Origin of the sequence: Streptomyces sp. NPDC006393 (genome assembly GCF_040628575.1) — a bacterium.
Lineage (GTDB): Bacteria > Actinomycetota > Actinomycetes > Streptomycetales > Streptomycetaceae > Streptomyces.
In genome coordinates, this window is sequence record NZ_JBEXZD010000040.1 from 15,935 (window position 1) to 34,769 (window position 18,835).

The following is an 18,835-nucleotide window of genomic DNA, read 5'->3' on the forward strand; positions in this document are numbered from 1 at the left end:
AACACTACGTGACCGGCGGGGAAAGAAGCAAATCGTTTACGGGGAGCGTCGCGCACGTCACGCCGACAGTTCCTCCCGCAGCGCGTCCCTGAGCCGTGCCGCCCGCTCCGCGACCTCGGCCGGGCCCAGCGCCACCGCGCGGTCGGCCCACCGCTGCCCCTCCGCGAGCTCCCCGCGGCGCGCGTAGACGAGGGCCAGCCGCAGCGCCGCCCGGCCGTGGCCCGCGTCGGCCGCCCGGGCCCACCACACGGCGGCCTCCGGCTCGCTCCCCTCCCGCGCGAGCAGCAGCCCCAGGTTGAAGGCGCCGTTGCGGGACCCGGCCTCCGCCGCCACCCGGTACCAGCGGGCCGCCTCGACCACGTCCCCCCGGGCGGCGGCCAGCATGCCCACCCGCACCTGCGCGCGCCGGTGCCCCTGGGAGGCCGCCCGCTCGTACCACTCCTCGCACTCGGTCTTCTCGTGGATCACCGACTCCCCCAGCTCATGCGCCGGCACCGGCGGCCGTCGCGCGTCGAGCACCGTCGCCAGCCGGTAGGCGGCCTCCGCGTTCCCGCCGCCTGCCGCGCAGCGCAGATGCCGCTCGGCCTGCCGCTCGTCCCCCGCGCGCAGCCGGGCGATCCCGACCTGGAGCGCGGCCTCCGTGTGCCCGGCGGCCGCCGCCCGCTCGTACCAGCGCAGGGCCTCGGACTCCAGGTCCCGCCCGGCGTAGAGGATCCCCAGGTTGAACGCGGCGTCCACGCTCCCGGACTCCGCCGCCCGGGAGAACCACGGCTCGGCCCCGCTGGTGTCCCCGCTCTGGAGCAGCAGGACGGCCAGCGCGTTCGCCGCCTCCCGGTGGCCTGCGTAGGCGGCACGCCGGTACCACTGCTCGGCCTGCACGGTCCGTCCCTGCTCGGCGCAGAGCAGCCCGAGATTGTAGGCGCCGTTCACGTCACCGGCGTCCATGGCCGCCCGGTACCAGCGCTCGGCGGTCTGCGTCTCGCCGCGCTCGGCGTGCAGCGCGCCCAGCGCGTTCGCCGCGTTGCCGTCCCCGTCCTGGGCTGCCCGCAGCCACCACACGGCCGCGCTCTCGGTGTCTCCGGCGTCGCGCAGCAGGAACCCGAGCGCGCAGGCGGCCCGGGCCTCGCCGTCCTTGGCGGACGTCAGGTACCAGCGTCCGGCCTCCTTCAGCTCGCCCCGCTTCTCCAGGATGGCGCCGAGGTGCAGCGCCGCGCGCCGGTGCCCGCGCGCCGCGGCCTGCCGGTACCACTGCTCGGCCTCCGCCGGCAGGTCGCTCCGGTCGCAGTCCGCGCCGTCGCGGGCCGTCCCGGTGGTGCCGGCCCCGCGCGCGCCCGTGCCACGGGTGCCGGCACCGCCGTCCGCGGCCAACTCGCCCGCCGCACGCCGGTCCAGGGCCCGCGCCAGCCGGTACGCCGCCTCGCGGTGGCCGCGCTCGGCGGCGACCCGCATCCAGGGCTCGGCCCCGGCGTCCGCGCGGTGCTCCAGGAGATCGGCGAGCGCGTAGGCGCCCAGCACATGACCCTGCTCGGCGGACTGGCGCAGCCAGTACTCGGCGGCGGGCTCGTCGCCGCGCTCACGGTGGTGCCGGCCGAGCGCGTGCGCGGCGGCGGCGGAGCCGGCGACCGCGGCGATCCGCCACCAGCCCGCCGCTTCGTCGGCGTATCCCCGCTGGTGGAGGAGGACTCCCAGGTTGTTCGCGGCGGCGCGGTCACCGGCCGAGGTGGCGGCACGCAGATGGGGTTCGGCTCCGTCGAGGTCGCCGCGGCGCAGCAGCATGGCTCCGAGAACGCTCATCGCGTCGATGTCGCCGGCCTCGGCGGCGAGCCGGCGGCGCGCCAGTTCGGCCACCTCGTCGGCGGCCTCACCGGTCTCGTCCGCGGCCGCGTCCCCGATCCCCTGGTGCCTCTTCGTCCCCTCGAGGCCCTCGGGCTCCCCGCCCGTCCCGGGATCGGACGCCTGCACAAATCGCCCTGTCTCGAACAGAGTTACCTTGTCCCCCATAACGTCCATCGTCGCACCACCTGCAAACTGGGTACATCTGGTATACCGCAGCCAGTGAGGTCACTTCAGCGTTTTGTCGACATGCCCACAGAGAGACAAGTCAAACACAGATCGCCCAACTCCCCACGGCGGCACGGCGGTCCCTCCCGTCGGCACATGCGTTCGCCCTCCCCCACCGACTGCCGTACGCACACCACGAGGGCCCGGATCCGCTCACGGACCCGGGCCCTCGACTCGGCACGAGCGATCAGCTCCCCGTCGTGCCGCTACCGCTGTCCTGCTTGTCGCTGCCGGCGCTGTTCTTGGCGCTGTCGGCGCTGTTCTTGGCGTTGCCTGCGCCGTTCTTGGCGCCGCCGCTCTGCTTCTCCGCCTGGGCCTGGGCCTGCGCGGCCTGCTTGAGAGCGTCCTGCAACTCCTTCTGCGCCTTGCCGTACGCCTCCCAGTCGGTCGGCTTCTTGTTCAGCGCCGTCTGGCCCTCGTCGAAGGCCTTCTGCGCGTCCTTCAGCGCCTGCTGGACCGTCGGGTTGCCCGAACTCGGTGGTTTCGTGGTGCCGGTGCCGGGCGGTGGCGCCGAACCCGGTGCTCCGAAGATCTTGTCGAGGGCCTGACCGAGCGTGTCCTCGAACGCGGTGGAGCCGCCGTAGGTCACCAGGACCTTCCGCAACAAGGGGTACTTGAGCTGACCGCCGCGTACGTAGACCGGCTCCACATAGAGCAGTCCTCCGTCGAGCGGAATGGTCAGCAGATTGCCGTACTCGATCTCCGAGTCGCCGTTCCTGACCTGCCGGACGAACTCCGTGATGTTCTGCTGCGAGTTGGAGTTGAACTGGCTCTGGACCTGCTTGGGCCCGTCCGCCGTGGTGCTCGTCCGCAGCTTCAGGATCCTTATCTTCCCGTAGTCGGACGTGCCCGCCTGCGAGTCGACCGCCATGAAGGCGCTGAGATTGTCCCGGCCGTTCGGCGTGAACGTCGTCGTCAGTGAGAACGCCTGGGAGTTCTGGTCGGGCATCTTCATGGTCAGGTAGTACGGCGGCACCGCATCGCCCGACTTGTTCGTCGGGTCGTCCGGCACCTGCCAGACCTCGCTGCCGCTGAGGAAGGTCTGGGCGTCCTGGACGTGGTAGCGGGTGAGCAGCTCGCGCTGGACCTTGAACAGGTCCTGCGGGTAGCGCAGATGGGACATCAGGTCCGGGGAGATGTCCGACTTCGGCTTCACCGTGTCCGGGAACGCCTTCATCCAGGTCTTCAGCACCGGGTCCTCGGTGTCCCACTGGTACAGCCGGACCTCGCCGGTGTAGGCGTCGACGGTGGCCTTCACCGAGTTGCGGATGTAGTTGACCTGGTTCTGCTGGGCCACCACCGCGCGCGAGTTGTTGGTCGCGGTCAGCGAGTCCGCCGTGGTGTCTCCGAGGGTGGTACGGGAGGCGTACGGATAGCCGTTCGTGGTCGTGTAGGCGTCCACGATCCACTGGATGTGGCCGTCCACCACCGCCGGATAGGCGTCGCCGTCGATGGTCAGCCAGGGGGCCACCGCCTCGACCCGCTCCTTGGGCGTGCGGTTGTACAGGATCCGAGAGCCGTCGCCGATCGCGCCGGAGTAGAGGATCTGCGGCTCGCCGAACGCCAGCGCGTACGCGGCCCGGTTGACGGGGCTGGACAGGCTGACGCCGCTCTTGCCGCGGTAGCTGGTGGTCTTCTCGCCGTCGTTGTCGGAGTAGTCGATCTCCTTCTGGGGACCGCCGACGATCGAGTACGTGGTGGTCTTCTCGCCGTAGTAGACCCGCGGTTCGTACCTCGGCAGGTCGCCGGCGGGCGGCAGGTTCTTCTCGGTGAAGACGGGCTCTCCGTTGTCGGCCTCGGTGCCCTTGGCCGAGACGACGCCGTAGCCGTGGGTGTAGCGGAAGTGGGTGTTGATCCAGTTCTGCTTGACGCCGGAGAAGTTCAGCTCGCGCAGGCCGACGACCGTGTCCTGGACCTTGCCGTCCTTGGTGGGGTAACGGTCGACGTCCAGATTGTTGGGGAATGCGTAGAAGCCCTTGACCTGCTGAAGTTGCTGGAACGTCGGCGAGACGATGTTGGGGTCGAGTATGCGGATGCTCGCCGTCTTGTCGACGTCGTCGCGCAGCGCCGACTTGTCCGTGGTCTTGCTCGTGCCGTCGTAGGGCGTCACCTCGGTGTCGTCGATGCCGTACGCCTGGCGCGTCGCCTCGATGTTCTTGGCGACGTACGGTGCCTCCTTGGCCTGCTCGTTGGGCTGGACCTGGAACTTCTGGACGATCGCCGGGTACAGGCCGCCGATGAGGATCGCGGAGAGCACCATCAGGCCGAACCCGATGACCGGCAGCTGCCAGGTGCGCCGCCACAGGGTGGCGAAGAACAGCAGCGCGCAGATGACCGCGATGCAGAAGAGGATCGTCTTGGCCGGCAGGTAGGCGTGGGCGTCGACGTACCTCAGACCGGTCCAGTTGTCGGTGGCCTTGAAGTCGCTCGACTTGACCGCGAGTCCGTACCGGTCGAGCCAGTACGCGATCGCCTTCAGGGACACGAAGACGCCGAGCAGCACCGACAGGTGACCGGTCGCCGCGGCCGTGGCCCGCGCGCCGGGGCTGGTGAGCCGCAGCCCGCCGTACAGGTAGTGGGTCAGCGCCGCCGCGATCAGGGACAGGATCGTCGCGGCGAAGCCGAAGCCCAGCAGGAAGCGGTACCAGGGCAGATCGAAGGCGTAGAACGACACGTCGAGGTGGAACTGCGGGTCCGTCCGGTGGAACGGGACGCCGTTGACCCACAGCAGCCAGGTGCGCCACTGGCCGGCGGCGGAGGCACCCGCGATCAGGCCGACCAGCGCGGTGATGCCGCACAGCAGCCACTTCTTGTACGGCGCGATGCCCATCCGGTAGCGGTCGAGGTTCTGCTGCTCCATCGACATGGCGCTGAGCGGGGGCCGCATCCGGTGCGCGAGCCAGATGTTGAAACCGACGGCCACCGCCATCAGCAGTCCGAAGACGAAGAACAGTCCGATCTTGGTCCACAGGGTGGTGGTGAACACGGACGAGTAGTGCACCGACCGGTACCACAGCCAGTCCGTCCAGAAGCCCGCGAACATCGTGAACGCCATGCCGAGGACGGCCAGGACGCCCAGGGTCATCAGCAGGACACGGGCTCGCCGGGACGGGCGGCCGACTCTCATCCGCGGCCCGGACGGGCCTGAGCCGCGGTCCGGCATCTGGAAAGCCAAGGTGCGCCCCTCGAAGTTCGCTGGTGGTTCGCTGTCGTTGCGTCTGGCCCCCGTGCCCGCGGACCGTACGGCGCGCCCGCGGTCGTCGCGGGCACACACCTATGAAACTTACTGACGGTTTACTCGGTTCCCGATTCCGGCCGGGAACGAGGCAGGATTGTGACCATGTCCAACACTCCCATGGCAGCGAGCCCGCTCACCCGGGCCGTACTCGAGATCGACGAGTACGCCTCCGGCCTCGGCTGGGACCAGCCCGCTCGCCTCTTCGCCCTCGTAGACACCGCGCGGCTGCGGGCCGAGGAACCCGTCCTCGCGGCCCAGCTCGGCCTGGAGGACGAGCAGCAGACCTCCGGTCTCACCCCGATCGAGCAGGACGAGATCCCGGCCGGTCAGCCGCTCGACGAGTTCCTCGGCACGATCGCCTGGCCCGACGCGGTGGCCGGCTGCGCGCTGACCGTGGAGCGGCTGATGCTGCCGCCGTCCGCCGAGGCACAGGTCCCGCAGGGGCTGGACGAGGCGAAGCTGGCCCGGTGGGTGGCCGACCACCCCGAGCGCCAGGAGGTCCGGATGACGGTGGCCGTGCTGCGCGACGGCGCCCGGGAGTCGGCCCTGCGGCTGCGCGAGAAGGACTCCCCCACGGACGTCCTCACGGGCGCCGACCTGGTGCCGGGGCTCGCGGAGGCACTGGCGGCGACGTTCGAGGACTGAGTACGTGAACCGGGGGCGCGCCTGATGCCGGGAGCGCCCTCGTCTCAGCCCTTGGCCGTGATGTCAGCCCTTGGTCGTGCACTTCGGCAGGTCGGCGGTTCTCCCGGAGCGGATGTCCTTCAGGGCGCCGAGGGCGTCGCCGATGGTGCCGACCTTCACCAGGGTGAGCCCGGAGGGGGCGTCCTCGGCGGCGGCCGCGCAGTTGTCGGCGGGGGTGAGGAAGTACTGGGCGCCCTTGTCGCGCGCGCCGACGGTCTTCATCTCGACGCCGCCGATCGGGCCGACCTTGCCGTCGTCGTCGATCGTCCCGGTGCCGGCCACGAACTTCCCGCCGGTCAGGCTGCCCGGGGTGAGCTTGTCGTAGATGCCGAGGGCGAACATCAGACCGGCACTGGGTCCGCCGACGTCGGCGAGCTTGATGTCGATCGTGAACGGGAACGTGTGATCGGTTCCGGCGGAGATCCCGACGATGGCGCGCTTGGCGCCGGTGTCGTGGGACTCCGCCGTGGTGATGGTGACCTTCTTGGTGGTGGTCGCCGTCTTGTTCTGCTTCTCGGCGGCGGCCTGATCCTTGGCGGGCACGATGGTGAAGACGACGTCCTGCCCGGGCTTGTGCCGGGTGACCAGCTTCGCGACGTCGGAGGGCTGCTTGACCGCGGTGCCGTCCACGGCCTTGATCACGTCACCGGCGTGCAGCCTGCCCTGGGCCGGGGTGTCCTTGACGACCGTGGAGACGATCACCCAGGACCGCACCGGGATGCCCAGTTCCTTCAGCGCCGCCACCTTGGCGCTCTCCTGGGACTGGCTGAACTCCTCGGCGTTCTCCTGCGTCGACTGCTCCTCCGTCTTGCCGTCGGGGTAGAGCGTGTCGTGCGGCACGACCTTGTCGTCGTGCGCGAGCCAGCCGTAGACGGCCTCGACGAGGTTCATCCGGTAGTCGGCGCTGGTGACCCGGACGGTGGTCATGTTGAGGTGGCCGTCCGTCGGATACGTCTGGTGCCCGGAGATCTGCAGCACCGGCTCGCCGTCGTGCTCGTCCAGCGTGTTGACCGTCGGTCCCGGGGACATCTCCGAGTACGGCACGGGGAGGAAGACCCCCGCGCACAGGAGCGCGATCAGCATCAGGGTGGAGGCGAGCATCGTCGCGGTGCGGCGTGGCATGAGTCGACAGTACGGGACGTGTCTGTCGGAGCACCGTCAGGGCCGTCGTACGGAGTCTTGGCGCGAGCTCTTCGCACGCGGTTTCCGTACGGCCTCACGTGCCGGACGTGGACCTCTCCATGGCCTCGCGGAAACGGGCGTACCCATCCAGCTCGGGACGATCGCTGCGCACCTTGCGGGTCCGGTTCGCCCAGATCCCCCACAGTCCGGCGGCTATCGCAGCCACCAGTGGTATCAGCAACCAGGCGAGCGCCGCCATGCCGACCTCCCGACCCCAACCGTGCGACCCAACCGACTGATCAGCAGATTAACCATCCGCACTGACAACGCTCGGGCCAGGGGGTCGGTTACGCAACCGGAGCCGCGACGGCAGGGTGCGGCCGGTGACCGGGGGCCGCCGACGGTGGGGTCGGCAGGCCGCCGAGGCGGGCGGGGGTGGCGTCAGCGGGCCGGTCGGTGGCGTCGGCCGGCTGCCGGGAGTGGCGTCAGCAGGCTCCGACCCACTCCTCGGTGCCGTCCGAGAACTTCTGGTGCTTCCAGATGGGCACCTCGTGCTTGAGGTCGTCGATCAGCTTCCGGCAGGCCTCGAAGGCCTCCGCGCGGTGCGGGCACGACACGCCGACGACGACGGCGAGATCCCCGACACCGAGGTCCCCCACACGGTGGACGGCGGCCAGCGCGCGCACCGGGTACTCGGCGACGACCTTCTCGGCGATCCGCCGCATCTCGGCCTCGGCGCTGGGATGGCAGGAGTAGCCGAGCTCGTCGACATCGGCGCCCCCGTCGTGGTTGCGCACGGTCCCCACGAAGAGCGCGGTGCCGCCGGCGGCGTCGTCCCCGACGGCCTTGAAGACCTCGTCGAGGGAGAGCGCCGTCTCGCGGACGGCGATCAGCTTGATGGGATCGTCGGCGGCGTGCTCGCCGGGGTGATCGTTGGTGGGTGCCATGCCCCCATCGTGCCGCACGCGCGCGACCACGCGGAATAGCGTCATCGCCCGGCACGCGCGCGTGCCGGTTTGGAGCCTTCTACGACCGAGGACCCCGGCCGCGGGCCGCCGTGCCCGCGGCGCACCCCGTCGGCCCCGGGCTCACATCCGCCGCCGGGCCTTGCGGGCCCGCCGCACCACCGCTGCCGCGCCCAGCAGGGCGACCGTCGCCCCCGCGGCCCCCGCCGCCGTCGCGTCCTTGCGCCCCAGCCGCCGGCCGGCCACCGTGTGCCGTCCGGCGACCTCCTCGAGCAGCTCGGCGAGCACCTCCTCGTTGGTCCACTTCGGCCGCCACCCCGCGTCGTGCAGCCTGCTGCCGCTGACCACCCAGGGGTACATCGTGTACGCGAGATCCCCCGCCGGGGACGGGGTGAGCCCGATCCGGTGCAGCCGCGCCGCCGCCCCCAGCGCCACCGCCGAGGGCAGCTCCATCCGCCGGATGCCGCTGAGCTCCTCGACCTCCTCCTGCTCCAGCCATCCGTCGCAGCCGACGGCCAGCTCGCCGTCGACCTTCTCCAGCACGGCGTACTCCAGCGCACCGCACAGGTCCTCGACGTGGCAGAACTGCCAGGCGGGCCGCGAACCGGCCACGACCAGCAGCCGTGGCGACTCGAAGTACCTGGTCAGCGCGGTGTCGGTGCCGCCGACCAGCACGGCCGGCCGGACCACGGTGACGTTCAGCCCGGGGTGTGCCCGCGGCGCGCGGCGCGCCAGCCGCTCGACCTCCAGCAGGTCCCCGACGCCGGTCGCCTCCGCGGTCGCCCGCAGTTCGGCGTCCTCCGACAGCGGCAGCTCGTTGTCCGGCAGCGCTCCGTACACCATCGCGGACGTGCACAGCACGACCCGGTGCACACCGGCCGCCGCGGCCGCGGTGAGCACGGTCTGCGTCCCCCGGACGTTGTAGGCCGTACGGGCGGCGGGGTCGGTCTCCAGATCGAGATCGAGCGCCAGGTGCACCACGACGTCGGCGCCGCGCAGTTTGTCGGCGATCGCCGGGTCCCGCACGTCGAGGATGTGCCACTGCGCCGCCGCGCACTCCCCGCGTCGCTCGTCGATGGCGATGACCTGCCTGACCTCGTCGGACGCGGCCAGCCGCTCCGTGAGCAGCGCGCCGACGCCGCTCGCGGCTCCGGTGACCGCGACGACGGGCCCGCGCACGGCGGGAGTGCTTTCAGGGTTTCGCGCTGCGCGAACCTGCGGATCTGGGGAACTCACCGGGCGTCTCCAGCGGTTGTCTTCCATACGGGCGCGAATGACGCGTACGTACCAGGTGGCTCCATCCTGCCGCAGCCGCTGTGTCGGCGAAGCACCGAGGCCCGATGCGTCCGCGGTGTCTACGCTGGGTGGTGTTGTCGGGCAGCCGCGCCGCCGGAAAAACCGGTGGCCTTACCAGCCGAGGAACCCCGTGAGTGACACCCCATTCGGATTCGGCCTTCCGCCGGAGGAGCCGGACGACGGCGACGAGGGCAAGAAGAAGGACCAGCAGAGCGGTGGTGGGCAGGGACCGGCCAACCCGTTCGGTTTCGGGCGGCCCGGAGCCGGAGGCCTTGGCGGGCCCGGCGCCGACAATCCGCTCGCAGCGATGTTCGGCTCGCTGAACCCCACCGACCTGGGCGCCGCGTTCCAGCAGCTCGGCCAGATGCTCTCCTACGAGGGCGGCCCGGTGAACTGGGACATGGCCAAGCAGATCGCCCGCCAGACCGTCGCCCAGGGCACCCCGGACGGCACGAAGGACGCGAGCGTCGGCCCCGCCGAGCGCACCGCCGTCCAGGAGGCCGTCCGCCTGGCCGACCTGTGGCTGGACGACGTGACGTCCCTGCCGTCCGGCGCCGCCTCCTCGGTGGCGTGGTCCCGGGCGGAGTGGGTCGAGGCGACCCTGCCCGCCTGGCAGGAGCTCGTCGACCCGGTCGCCGAGCGCGTCGGCACCGCCATGGGCGATGTGCTGCCCGAGGAGATGCAGGCCATGGCCGGCCCGCTGATCGGCATGATGCGCTCCATGGGCGGCGCCATGTTCGGCACGCAGATCGGCCAGGCCGTCGGCGTGCTGGCCGGCGAGGTCGTCGGCTCCACCGACATCGGCCTGCCGCTCGGCCCGGCCGGCCGGGCCGCGCTGCTGCCGGTGAACATCGAGAAGTTCGGCAAGGACCTGGGCGTGCCGCTGGACGAGGTGCGGCTGTACCTCGCCCTGCGCGAGGCCGCCCACCAGCGCCTGTTCGCGCACGTGCCGTGGCTGCGCTCGCACCTGTTCGGCGCGGTCGACGGGTACGCGCGCGGGATCAAGGTGGACACCGCCAAGCTGGAGGACGTGGTCGGCCAGTTCGACCCGCAGAACCCCGAGCAGCTGCAGGACGCTCTTCAGCAGGGCATGTTCCAGCCGGAGGACACCCCGGAGCAGAAGGCCGCCCTGGCCCGTCTCGAGACCGCTCTGGCGCTCGTCGAGGGCTGGGTGGACGCGGTGGTGCACGCCGCGGCCAAGCCCCGTCTGTCGTCCGCTGACGCGCTGCGCGAGACGCTGCGCCGCCGCCGGGCGTCGGGCGGCCCGGCCGAGCAGACGTTCGCCACGCTGATCGGTCTGGAGCTGCGTCCGCGCCGTCTGCGTGACGCCTCCCGTCTGTGGGCCTCGCTCACCGACGCGCGCGGGGTGGAGGGCCGCGACGGTCTGTGGGCCCACCCGGACATGCTGCCGACGGCCGCCGACCTGGACGACCCGGACGGCTTCGTGCACCGTGAGCAGCTGGACTTCTCCGAGCTGGACAAGATGCTCGGCGAGGCCGCGGGCGGCTCCGCGCCGAAGCCGGACCTGCACAAGAAGGACGACGACGGCCGGAAGGACGGCGACGACAAGGGCGACGACAAGGGCGACGACGCCGAGTGAGCCTCCACGACGACGCCGCCCTCGTGCTGAAGGGGTACGAGGGCCAGGAAGAGCTGCGACAGACGTACCTGGACCATCTCGCCGCCCACCCGGACGGCATGTGGAAGGCCTGCGCGGACGGGCACATCACGGCGAGCGCCCTGGTGGTCGACGCCGAGCGGGGCCGGGTTCTGCTGACCCTCCACAGGAAGTTGCGGATGTGGCTCCAGATGGGCGGCCACTGCGAGCCGGACGACGCCACCCTGGCGGTCGCCGCGCTGCGCGAGGCGACCGAGGAGTCGGGCATCGCGGGCCTTGCCCTGCTGCCCGGCGGTCCGGTCCGCCTGGACCGGCACCTCACGCCGTGCGCCTGGCACCTGGACGTCCAGTACGCCGCGATCGCTCCGCCCGGGGCGGTGGAGGCCATCAGCGACGAGTCCCTGGACCTGCGCTGGTTCGCCTACGACGAGGTGCCGGACGTGGCGGACGAGTCGGTCGTGCGCCTGGTGGCGGCGACGCGCGCCAGACTCTGAGCCGGGCGAACGGGTAAGGGGTGGCCGCCCTCGCGGTCACCCCTTACCCCCGGCGCTCGGCCGAAGGCGCCTCGGCTCAGCTCCAGACGTTGCCCTGGTTCTGTCCGCGCGCGCCCTGCTGTCCCATGCCGAACTGCGCGGCGAGGCCCTGCCCGATCACCGCGTTCTGCGGCGGCAGCAGCTCGCTCGGCTGGACGAGCGCGTAACCGCTGCCCATGAAGCTGAGCTCCCAGCCCTCGCCGGTGTTGCCGCGCCGCCGCCACACCCCGGAGGAGTGCGTCTGGGCCTGCATCTGCACCCGCAGACCGGTGGACCAGGCGACGATCGCGTCGGCGTCGCAGTTGACGTACTTGTCGGGCGTCACCTGCATCATCAGCGGAGCGCCGGAGGTCATCAGCGCGACCTTGCCGCGGCCGGTGATGTTCAGCTGGTACTTCCCGGAGCCTGAGATGCCGTACATGCTGTCGACGGCGATGACCTCGTGGTGCAGCGAGGAGTCCATCGCCAGCACATAGCTGCTGTCGACCGTCAGGCCGTCCTGCTCGACGTCCATGACATGGACGTACTGGGCGAGGTTGGCCAGGTAGACCGTGCCCTGCCCGTGGCAGCGCATGAGGTCCAGGCCCTCGCCGGTGCGCGCCCGCGCATAGGCCTGGTTGTTGTTCTGGTACTCGGCGTCGAACTCGACCAGACCCTGGTAGGCGACCATGGTGCCCTTGCGGGCGAGGATGTCGTCGTGGCCCTCCAGGGTGACGCGCAGCATCTGCTTGTTCTGCAGGCTCCAGCGCTCCTGGGTCTGGGCGTCGTTGAACGCGAAAAGCGGGCTCTGCATGCTGTCCTGTCTCCCCCTCAGCCCCGGATCCGGAGGCGGTCGGTGCTGTCCTCGCTGGGCTGCACGACGACGATGCCCTGGCCGGAGAAGGCCATCTGGTACGCCTCGCCGCTGCCCCGGCCGATCAGGGACTGCGCCTTGAAGCTGCGCTTGCCCTTCACCTTCAGGTTCGGGGACCAGGCGACGAGCGCGTCCGGGTCGACGTAGGTCTCGTCCTCGCCGCTGCCGCAGTCGACGACGATCGGCTTGCCCCGGGAGGTGAGCGCGACCCAGCCCTGTCCGGAGATCTTCGTGTTCCACAGGCCCTGCCCGGCGAACTTCGCCAGGCCCTTGACCCGCTCGACGCCCCACTGGAGGTTCGCGTCGAAGGCGAGCAGGTTGGTGGCGTTGACCGAGATCGCGTCGCCGCCCAGGTTGATGACGACGACGTTGGCGCCGTAGTCGGCGAGGTAGAGCAGGCCGTCGCCGGAGCACTTCATCAGGGGCGCGCCCTCGCCGGTGATCCAGTCGCGGGCGATCTGCCGCACGGCCGGCGGGTTGGGCTCGTACTGGATGAAGCCTTCGTAGGCCACCATGGACCCCACGCGCGCGAGGAGGTCGTTCCCGGTCTGCATGGCGACCTTCAGCATGTGGCTGCCGTGGTTCTCCATGCGGGCGGTGACAGGTGCGGGGGCGTAGCCCGCGAGCGGCTGGTTCATGACGGGCTCCCTCTAGACCTCGTAGGGCTGGACGACGACGAAGTTGCCGGGGGCGGCCCGGAACTGGAGGTTGACGCCCTCTCCGGTGTGGCCCGGGTAGGCGTTGCGGCGCATGCGCACCTGGCTGGAGACGACCACCTGCGCGGCGGCGGACCAGGCGACGACGGCGTTGGAGTCGACGAACGTCGTCGGCGTCACCGGCAGCACCACGGGCGTGCCGTGCGTCTTGACGACGATGGTGCCGGTGCCCTGGAACTGCATCGTGAACAGGGCGCCTCCGGGGATGCCGTGTCCCTCGACGCGGCGGACCTCGTACTGGAGGCTCTCGTCGAAGGCGAGGACGTTCTCCGCGGAGACACAGATCGCGTCGCCCTGGAGTTCCACGGGGTGCAGATGCGTGGAGTTCTCCGCGAGGAACACCTGGCCCTGGCCCGTGCAGCGCATCAGCTGCATCTCCTGGCCGGTGGCGTTGCCCACGATGCGGCCGGCGAAGCCGGCGCCCTTGTAGCTGAAGTCGACCTTGCCCTGGTAGAGCACCATGCTGCCCTGGCGGGCCAGCACGGGCTGGCCTCCCATCCCGAGGTCGACCCGGATCAGCTTGCTGCTCTGCGGCGTCCAGCGCTGGCCGGTGGGCGTCTCCTTGAACTGCTGCAGCGCGCCGGCCACGCCGGTGGCCTGGGGACCGCCCTGCGGGGCCCCGTACGCCGCGGGGGCGCCCTGGCCGGGAACCTGTCCGTACGGCTGCTGGCCGTAGCCCGGGGGCGGGGTGGGCTGACCGTATCCGGGAGGCGGCGTGGGCTGGCCGTATCCGGGAGGCGGGGCGGGCTGGCCGTATCCGGGAGGCGGGGCGGGGGCCTGCGGGGCCTGCGGCTGTGCGTAGCCGGGGGGCGGGGGCGCGCTCGGGGCGCCGGGCTGGTGGCCGTACGGCGGCTGCTGGCCCGGCTGGCCGTAGGGCGCGGGGGCCGGGGACGGCGGCGGGACGGTGCCGCCCGGCGGCGTCATGGGCGCCACGATGGTCGGCGCGGCGTGCACCGAGGGCGAGGGCGGCGGGGTGGACCCCGGGGGCGGGGCGAAGCCCTGCGCGGCGGGCTGCGGCGCGGGGGCCGGGGTGGGTGCGGGCGCCGGTGCCGCGGGCGTGGTGGGCGCGGCGGGTCCGGTGGGGACGCCGAAGGCCGGTGGCGGGGAGGTCTGGGCGGGCGGGGCGAAGCCCGGAGCGCCGCCCGTCTGCGGCTGCTGCGGGGCCGGTGCCGGAGCGGGAGCCTCCTCCTCCAGGACCTCGCCGCCGAAGTTCTTCAGCAGCGCTTCCAGTCCGCCGTCGAATCCCTGTCCGACCGCGGCGAACCGCCACACGTCCTTGAGGTAGAGGTCGCCCAGCATCACGGCGCGTTCGGTGGAGAACTCCGAGCCGCTGAACGCGTACCGGGCCACTTCCTCACCGCCCGCCACGATGCGCAGGTATCCGGGGCCGATCTGCGACATCTGCCCCGCGCCGTCGACGGTCGCCGTGAACGACAGCTTCCGGATCTGCGCCGGGATCCGGTCGAGCGTGACCCTGAACGACTCCGTGTCGCCCGCCTGCGCGCCCAGCAGCTGGATGGCCTCCTCGGGGGACTTCGGCTGGTTGAAGAAGACGAAGTACCGGTCGTCCGAGAGCCGTTCGTCGGCGTCGAGGCCGAAGCAGCTGATGTCGAAGGTCAGTCCGGGGCCGGAGATCTGCACGCCTACGTACAGATCCGTGCCCGCGGTCAGGTCACTGATCCTGGCCTTGTGGCCGCGTTGGAATTCCCTGGGCATGCGTAACGACCGTCCCCCATCCCGAATGCGAGTGCGTCGCGTCAGGCTAACGGCAAACTCCGACACCGGACCAAGCCGGTACAGACCCGGTACACAATCCCCGCCCGCCTGCGCCGTACGCGGACCCGTCGGCCGCCTCCCCGGGCTCGTGCCTCCCGTCTGCCCCATGGGCCGCCGTTCGGCCGCCGGGTGAACCGCTCCCCCGGCGGGTGCCGGCGGTCACTCGCCGCGCGCGGCCGGCAGATGCGGCAGCCGGCCCGCGGCGACCACCCCTTCGAGATAGCCCCGGGCCCGCTCGGTGCGCGGATAGGCCTCGAGGAGCCGCCAGAAGTCGGGACCGTGGCCGGGGACGAGCAGATGGGCCAGCTCGTGCAGGAGGACGTAGTCGACGACGTACTCGGGCATGCCCTGAAGGCGGTGCGAGAGCCGGATGCTGCCCTCCGCCGGGGTGCACGATCCCCAGCGCGTGTTCTGGTTGGTGACCCAGCGCACGGAGGCCGGCCGGGCCCGGCCGTCGAAGTACTGGTCGGAGAGCCGCTCGGCCCGCTCGGCCAGCTCGCCGTCCCCGAGCGAACGCCGGCTCTCCTGGGCGGCCAGCTTGTCGAGCATGACGTTCACCCAGCGCCGCTCCTCCGCCTCGGACATCCGGGCCGGGATGAGCACGATGGTGCGATCGCCCTCGCGGTACGCGGAGACCGTCCTGCGGCGACGGGCGCTCCGGCGGACCTCGATCGCGCTCGTCGCCGAGCCGCTCGGCGGCGGGCTCGTCTTGCTGCGCTGCGGCGCTCCGGCGCGGTGCAGTGGGTCGGCGGACACGCCCCGACGTTACCGGGTGTACGCGGGGGAAGTCCCGGGTCCCGGACGGTTCCGCACCGATCCCCCACCGAGCGTCTGATTCGTACGACGAATATCCCCTGCCTGTGGACAACTTTCCGCGCCGACCCGCCGGGCCGGGCATGCTGGCACTCGTCGGCGCAGCGATGACCGGTTCCGCCGGCGCCCGGGGGACGCACCGACCCTTTTCCCCGGGCTGCTGTCCAGGCTGTTTCCTTGGGTTTCTTCGGCTACGGGGGCCGCACATGCATCCGATGGTGAAACCCGCGCTCCGGCGCGGCTGGCGTGATCTCAACACCGTGCAGTTCGGGATGACTCCCGCGCACGCGCTGACACTCGGCCCGGTCGACACGGCGACGGGCAGTTTCCTCGAACTGCTCAACGGCACACGCGGCCTGCCCCTTCTGCGGGAGGAAGGGCGCCGCATGGACCTGCCGGAGGGCCATGTCGACCGGCTCGTGACCCGGCTGGCCCATGCCGGGCTGCTGGACGACGCCCGCGGCGGGGGCGCGGCGGCCCGCGCGCTGCGGGAGAAGAAGGAGGTCATGGACCGGCTGCGGCCGGATCTGGCGTCGCTGTCCCTGGTGGCGCGGGAACCGGGCGAGGCGATCGACCGGCTGGCGGCCCGGCGTGATCTGCGGGTACAGGTGCGCGGCGCGGGCCGGGTGGGTGCGGTCCTGGCGGCCCTGCTGTCCGGCGCGGGCATCGGTGAGGTCGATGTGCTCGACGGGGGATGCGTCGAGCCCTGGGACGTCGCCCCGGGCGGGCTGCCCGCCGAGGCCGTCGGGGAGCGGCGGACCGCCGCGGCCCGCCGGGCCGTGCGCCGGGCGGCCCCGGACCGTCCGGTGCGCCGCGGCACCGGAGCGCCGCACGAGTCGCATGAGTCACGCGAATCGCGCGAGTCACGCGAGTCGCTCGGGGTGGGCGAGCCGGGCCACTCGCTGGTGATCGTGGCCCCGAGGGACGACCTCGCCGTGCACGCACCCGACCCGGTCTCAGCGGCCGAGCTGATCGCGTCGGGCACCCCTCATCTGTACGCGGGTGTCGTCGAGGCCACGGGCGTCGTGGGCCCGATCGTCCTGCCCGGCCAGACGGGCTGCGCCGAGTGCCTGCACCGGGGCCGTACGGACCGGGACGAGACGTGGCCGCGTCTGGTGGCCCAGTGGCGGTCCGGCAGGCGGCGCCCCGTACGCCCCTGTGACCTGGCCCTCGCCACGACGGTCGCCGGGCTGGCGGCGGCCCATGCGCTCGCCTTCCTGGACGGGGAGTCGCCCTCCGGCATGGGTGTCCGCTGGGAGGTGTCCGCGCCCGGTCTGAACTGGCGCGCGCGGCCGGTGTGGCCGCATCCGGACTGTCCGTGCGGAGCCGCGCGGAAACCCGTGGCGGAGGACACCTCAAACGAAGGGGACTCACGCGCGACAATGGCTGGGCAACGGCCGTCATCGACGCCCTGCCGACAGGCAGACGCGGCGCGGCTTGCTGGGACTTGGAGGGCGCATGTCTGATCTTCCCCGGAAGGCGGTCACCCGGACCGCCAAGCTCGCCGCACTCCCGCTCGGCTTCGCCGGGAGGGCGACCTGGGGACTGGGCAAACGGATCGTCGGTGAGTCCGCGGAGCTCGTCGGCCGGGAACTGCAGCAACGCACGGCCGAGCAGTTGTTCAAGGTGCTGGGCGAGCTCAAGGGCGGGGCGATGAAGTTCGGGCAGGCGCTGTCCGTCTTCGAGTCCGCGCTGCCCGAGGAGGTCGCCGGCCCCTACCGGGCGGCGCTGACCAAGCTCCAGGAGGCCGCTCCGCCGATGCCGACGCGCACCGTGCACGCCGTGCTGGAGGAGCGGCTCGGCGTGGACTGGCGTGAGCTGTTCGAGGAGTTCGAGGACAAGCCGTCCGCGGCGGCCTCGATCGGGCAGGTGCACCGGGCGGTGTGGCACGACGGCCGCGAGGTCGCGGTCAAGGTGCAGTACCCGGGCGCCGGTGATGCCCTGCTGTCCGACCTGGGGCAACTGAGCCGGTTCGCGCGCCTGCTGGGACCGCTGATCCCGGGCATGGACATCAAGCCCCTGATCTCCGAGCTGAAGGACCGTGTCTCCGAGGAGCTGGACTACGGCCTGGAGGCCGAGGCCCAGCAGTCTCACGCGGAGGAGTTCGCGGACGATCCCGACGTGGTCGTCCCCGCCGTCGTCCACCAGCGCGACCAGGTGCTCGTCACCGAGTGGATCGACGGCATCCCGCTGTCGGAGGTGATCGCGGACGGCTCCCGTGAGCAGCGCGACCGGGCCGGCCAGCTGCTGGCCCGCTTCCTGTTCTCCGGTCCGGCCCGCACCGGTCTGCTGCACGCCGATCCGCATCCGGGCAATTTCCGTCTGCTGCCCGGCGGGCCCGACGGCGCGGACGACTGGCGCCTGGGCGTGCTGGACTTCGGCACCGTCGACCGCCTGCCCGGGGGTCTGCCCACGCCGATCGGGGAGTCCCTGCGGATGACCCTGGACGGGCAGGCCGATGCGGTCTACGAGCTGCTCTGCGCGGAAGGCTTCGTGAAGGAGTCGATCGAGCTCGACCCGGACGCGGTCCTCGACTACCTGCTGCCGATCATCGAACCGGCCCAGGTGGAGGAGTTCACCTTCACCCGGAGCTGGATGCGCAACCAGGCGGCCCGCATCGCCGACCCCCGCTCCCCCGCCTATCAGCTGGGCAAGCGCCTCAACCTGCCTCCGGCGTACCTGCTGATACACCGTGTGACGCTCAGCACCATCGGGGTGCTGTGCCAGCTGGGTTCGACGGTGCGGCTGAGGGAGGAACTGGAGGAGTGGCTGCCGGGCTTCGTCCTGGAGCCCGAGGATGTCCTGGAGCCCGAGGACGTCCTCGACTCCGGGGATGTCCTGGACTCCGAGGACGTCTTGGACTCCGAGGACGAGGAGTCCGCCGTCGAGGCCTGAGCGGGGAGCGGAGGCCGGATCGAGGAGGGCCGGGCCGGTGGTCCGGCGGGTTCACCACCAGGCGGAGTCGAGCCGGCTCTCGATGGAACGGAGGTTCTCGCGGGAGCAGGCGTCGCAGAAGTAGCAGCGGACACCGTTCTCCACGGAGCAGGTCCACGTGGGGGGAAGGCCCTCGGCCGGGGTGGCGCAGCGCGTGCAGACCACGGGCGGGCGCTGCGCGGTGGGGCCGCCGTGGCCGGGTTCTGCGGGAAGACTCGTCACCCGG

The 18,835-nt window shown here is 71.8% G+C and carries 16 protein-coding genes; 5 read left to right on the top strand and 11 right to left on the bottom strand.

The window, feature by feature from the left end:
• Positions 1-57: 57 nt before the first annotated feature.
• Both ABZ484_RS18690 and ABZ484_RS18695 read right to left on the bottom strand, forming a co-directional pair.
• Positions 58-2,010 carry a sel1 repeat family protein gene (locus ABZ484_RS18690; protein ID WP_358866979.1) on the bottom strand — a complete coding sequence of 651 codons (1,953 nt, stop codon included), beginning with the start codon at positions 2,008-2,010 and terminating at the stop codon, positions 58-60.
• Between the two features lie 238 nt (positions 2,011-2,248).
• Complete coding sequence (locus ABZ484_RS18695; protein ID WP_358867011.1) at positions 2,249-5,224, bottom strand: UPF0182 family protein; 2,976 nt, start codon at positions 5,222-5,224, stop codon at positions 2,249-2,251.
• A gap of 177 nt (positions 5,225-5,401) precedes the next feature.
• Between ABZ484_RS18695 and ABZ484_RS18700 the strand changes: the two genes are divergently transcribed.
• Positions 5,402-5,944, top strand: coding sequence for a PPA1309 family protein (locus tag ABZ484_RS18700; RefSeq protein WP_358866980.1), 543 nt, complete (start codon positions 5,402-5,404; stop codon positions 5,942-5,944).
• Between the two features lie 63 nt (positions 5,945-6,007).
• Here the strand turns inward: ABZ484_RS18700 and ABZ484_RS18705 are convergent, their stop codons facing one another.
• From ABZ484_RS18705 to ABZ484_RS18720, 4 genes are all read right to left on the bottom strand, one after another.
• Positions 6,008-7,105, bottom strand: a complete 1,098-nt coding sequence (locus tag ABZ484_RS18705; RefSeq protein WP_358866981.1) for a PDZ domain-containing protein — start codon at positions 7,103-7,105, stop codon at positions 6,008-6,010.
• 94 nt (positions 7,106-7,199) lie between these two features.
• Complete coding sequence (locus ABZ484_RS18710) at positions 7,200-7,331, bottom strand: hypothetical protein (protein WP_358867012.1); 132 nt, start codon at positions 7,329-7,331, stop codon at positions 7,200-7,202.
• 259 nt (positions 7,332-7,590) lie between these two features.
• Positions 7,591-8,052 (bottom strand): molybdenum cofactor biosynthesis protein MoaE, encoded by a 462-nt coding sequence (locus tag ABZ484_RS18715; protein ID WP_358866982.1) that lies wholly within the window; start codon positions 8,050-8,052, stop codon positions 7,591-7,593.
• A 141-nt stretch (positions 8,053-8,193) separates the two neighbouring features.
• Positions 8,194-9,306, bottom strand: a complete 1,113-nt coding sequence (locus tag ABZ484_RS18720; protein ID WP_358866983.1) for an SDR family oxidoreductase — start codon at positions 9,304-9,306, stop codon at positions 8,194-8,196.
• A 190-nt stretch (positions 9,307-9,496) separates the two neighbouring features.
• On the opposite strand from ABZ484_RS18720, the gene ABZ484_RS18725 reads away from it, so the two are divergent.
• Together ABZ484_RS18725 and ABZ484_RS18730 are read left to right on the top strand one after the other, a co-directional pair.
• Positions 9,497-10,966, top strand: a complete 1,470-nt coding sequence (locus tag ABZ484_RS18725; RefSeq protein ID WP_358866984.1) for a zinc-dependent metalloprotease — start codon at positions 9,497-9,499, stop codon at positions 10,964-10,966.
• The gene (locus tag ABZ484_RS18730; RefSeq protein ID WP_358866985.1) at positions 10,963-11,478 is read left to right on the top strand and encodes an NUDIX hydrolase; all 516 of its coding nucleotides are present in this window, start codon (positions 10,963-10,965) and stop codon (positions 11,476-11,478) included. Before ABZ484_RS18725 ends, ABZ484_RS18730 begins: the two co-directional genes overlap by 4 nt.
• A gap of 76 nt (positions 11,479-11,554) precedes the next feature.
• Here the strand turns inward: ABZ484_RS18730 and ABZ484_RS18735 are convergent, their stop codons facing one another.
• From ABZ484_RS18735 to ABZ484_RS18750, 4 genes are all read right to left on the bottom strand, one after another.
• Complete coding sequence (locus ABZ484_RS18735; RefSeq protein WP_358866986.1) at positions 11,555-12,310, bottom strand: AIM24 family protein; 756 nt, start codon at positions 12,308-12,310, stop codon at positions 11,555-11,557.
• A gap of 17 nt (positions 12,311-12,327) precedes the next feature.
• Entirely contained in the window at positions 12,328-13,008 is a 681-nt protein-coding gene (locus ABZ484_RS18740) for an AIM24 family protein (protein ID WP_030179198.1), read from the bottom strand.
• A 12-nt stretch (positions 13,009-13,020) separates the two neighbouring features.
• Positions 13,021-14,802: a TerD family protein gene (locus tag ABZ484_RS18745; protein WP_358866987.1), complete on the bottom strand. Its 1,782-nt coding sequence runs from the start codon at positions 14,800-14,802 to the stop codon at positions 13,021-13,023.
• Positions 14,803-15,021: 219 nt separating this feature from the next.
• Positions 15,022-15,618: a M48 family metallopeptidase gene (locus tag ABZ484_RS18750; RefSeq protein ID WP_358866988.1), complete on the bottom strand. Its 597-nt coding sequence runs from the start codon at positions 15,616-15,618 to the stop codon at positions 15,022-15,024.
• A 263-nt stretch (positions 15,619-15,881) separates the two neighbouring features.
• Between ABZ484_RS18750 and ABZ484_RS18755 the strand changes: the two genes are divergently transcribed.
• Positions 15,882-17,141 (top strand): TOMM precursor leader peptide-binding protein, encoded by a 1,260-nt coding sequence (locus ABZ484_RS18755; RefSeq protein WP_358866989.1) that lies wholly within the window; start codon positions 15,882-15,884, stop codon positions 17,139-17,141.
• Positions 17,134-18,570 (top strand): AarF/UbiB family protein, encoded by a 1,437-nt coding sequence (locus tag ABZ484_RS18760; protein ID WP_358866990.1) that lies wholly within the window; start codon positions 17,134-17,136, stop codon positions 18,568-18,570. The genes ABZ484_RS18755 and ABZ484_RS18760 overlap by 8 nt, the downstream gene beginning before the upstream one ends.
• A gap of 51 nt (positions 18,571-18,621) precedes the next feature.
• On the opposite strand, the gene ABZ484_RS18765 is transcribed toward ABZ484_RS18760, so the two are convergent.
• A complete protein-coding gene (locus tag ABZ484_RS18765; RefSeq protein WP_358866991.1) occupies positions 18,622-18,831 on the bottom strand; it encodes a hypothetical protein in 210 nt (69 codons plus the stop codon).
• Between the last annotated feature and the right edge of the window lie 4 nt (positions 18,832-18,835).

Bases quoted from the DNA above. Each gene is read 5' to 3' on its own strand.
- ABZ484_RS18690 (WP_358866979.1), bottom strand. From the start codon at position 2,010: ATGGACGTTATGGGGGACAAGGTAACTCTGTTCGAGACAGGGCGATTT.
- ABZ484_RS18695 (WP_358867011.1), bottom strand. From the start codon at position 5,224: ATGCCGGACCGCGGCTCAGGCCCGTCCGGGCCGCGGATGAGAGTCGGC.
- ABZ484_RS18700 (WP_358866980.1), top strand. From the start codon at position 5,402: ATGTCCAACACTCCCATGGCAGCGAGCCCGCTCACCCGGGCCGTACTC.
- ABZ484_RS18705 (WP_358866981.1), bottom strand. From the start codon at position 7,105: ATGCCACGCCGCACCGCGACGATGCTCGCCTCCACCCTGATGCTGATC.
- ABZ484_RS18715 (WP_358866982.1), bottom strand. From the start codon at position 8,052: ATGGCACCCACCAACGATCACCCCGGCGAGCACGCCGCCGACGATCCC.
- ABZ484_RS18735 (WP_358866986.1), bottom strand. From the start codon at position 12,310: ATGCAGAGCCCGCTTTTCGCGTTCAACGACGCCCAGACCCAGGAGCGC.
- ABZ484_RS18740 (WP_030179198.1), bottom strand. From the start codon at position 13,008: ATGAACCAGCCGCTCGCGGGCTACGCCCCCGCACCTGTCACCGCCCGC.
- ABZ484_RS18745 (WP_358866987.1), bottom strand. From the start codon at position 14,802: ATGCCCAGGGAATTCCAACGCGGCCACAAGGCCAGGATCAGTGACCTG.
- ABZ484_RS18755 (WP_358866989.1), top strand. From the start codon at position 15,882: ATGCATCCGATGGTGAAACCCGCGCTCCGGCGCGGCTGGCGTGATCTC.
- ABZ484_RS18760 (WP_358866990.1), top strand. From the start codon at position 17,134: ATGTCTGATCTTCCCCGGAAGGCGGTCACCCGGACCGCCAAGCTCGCC.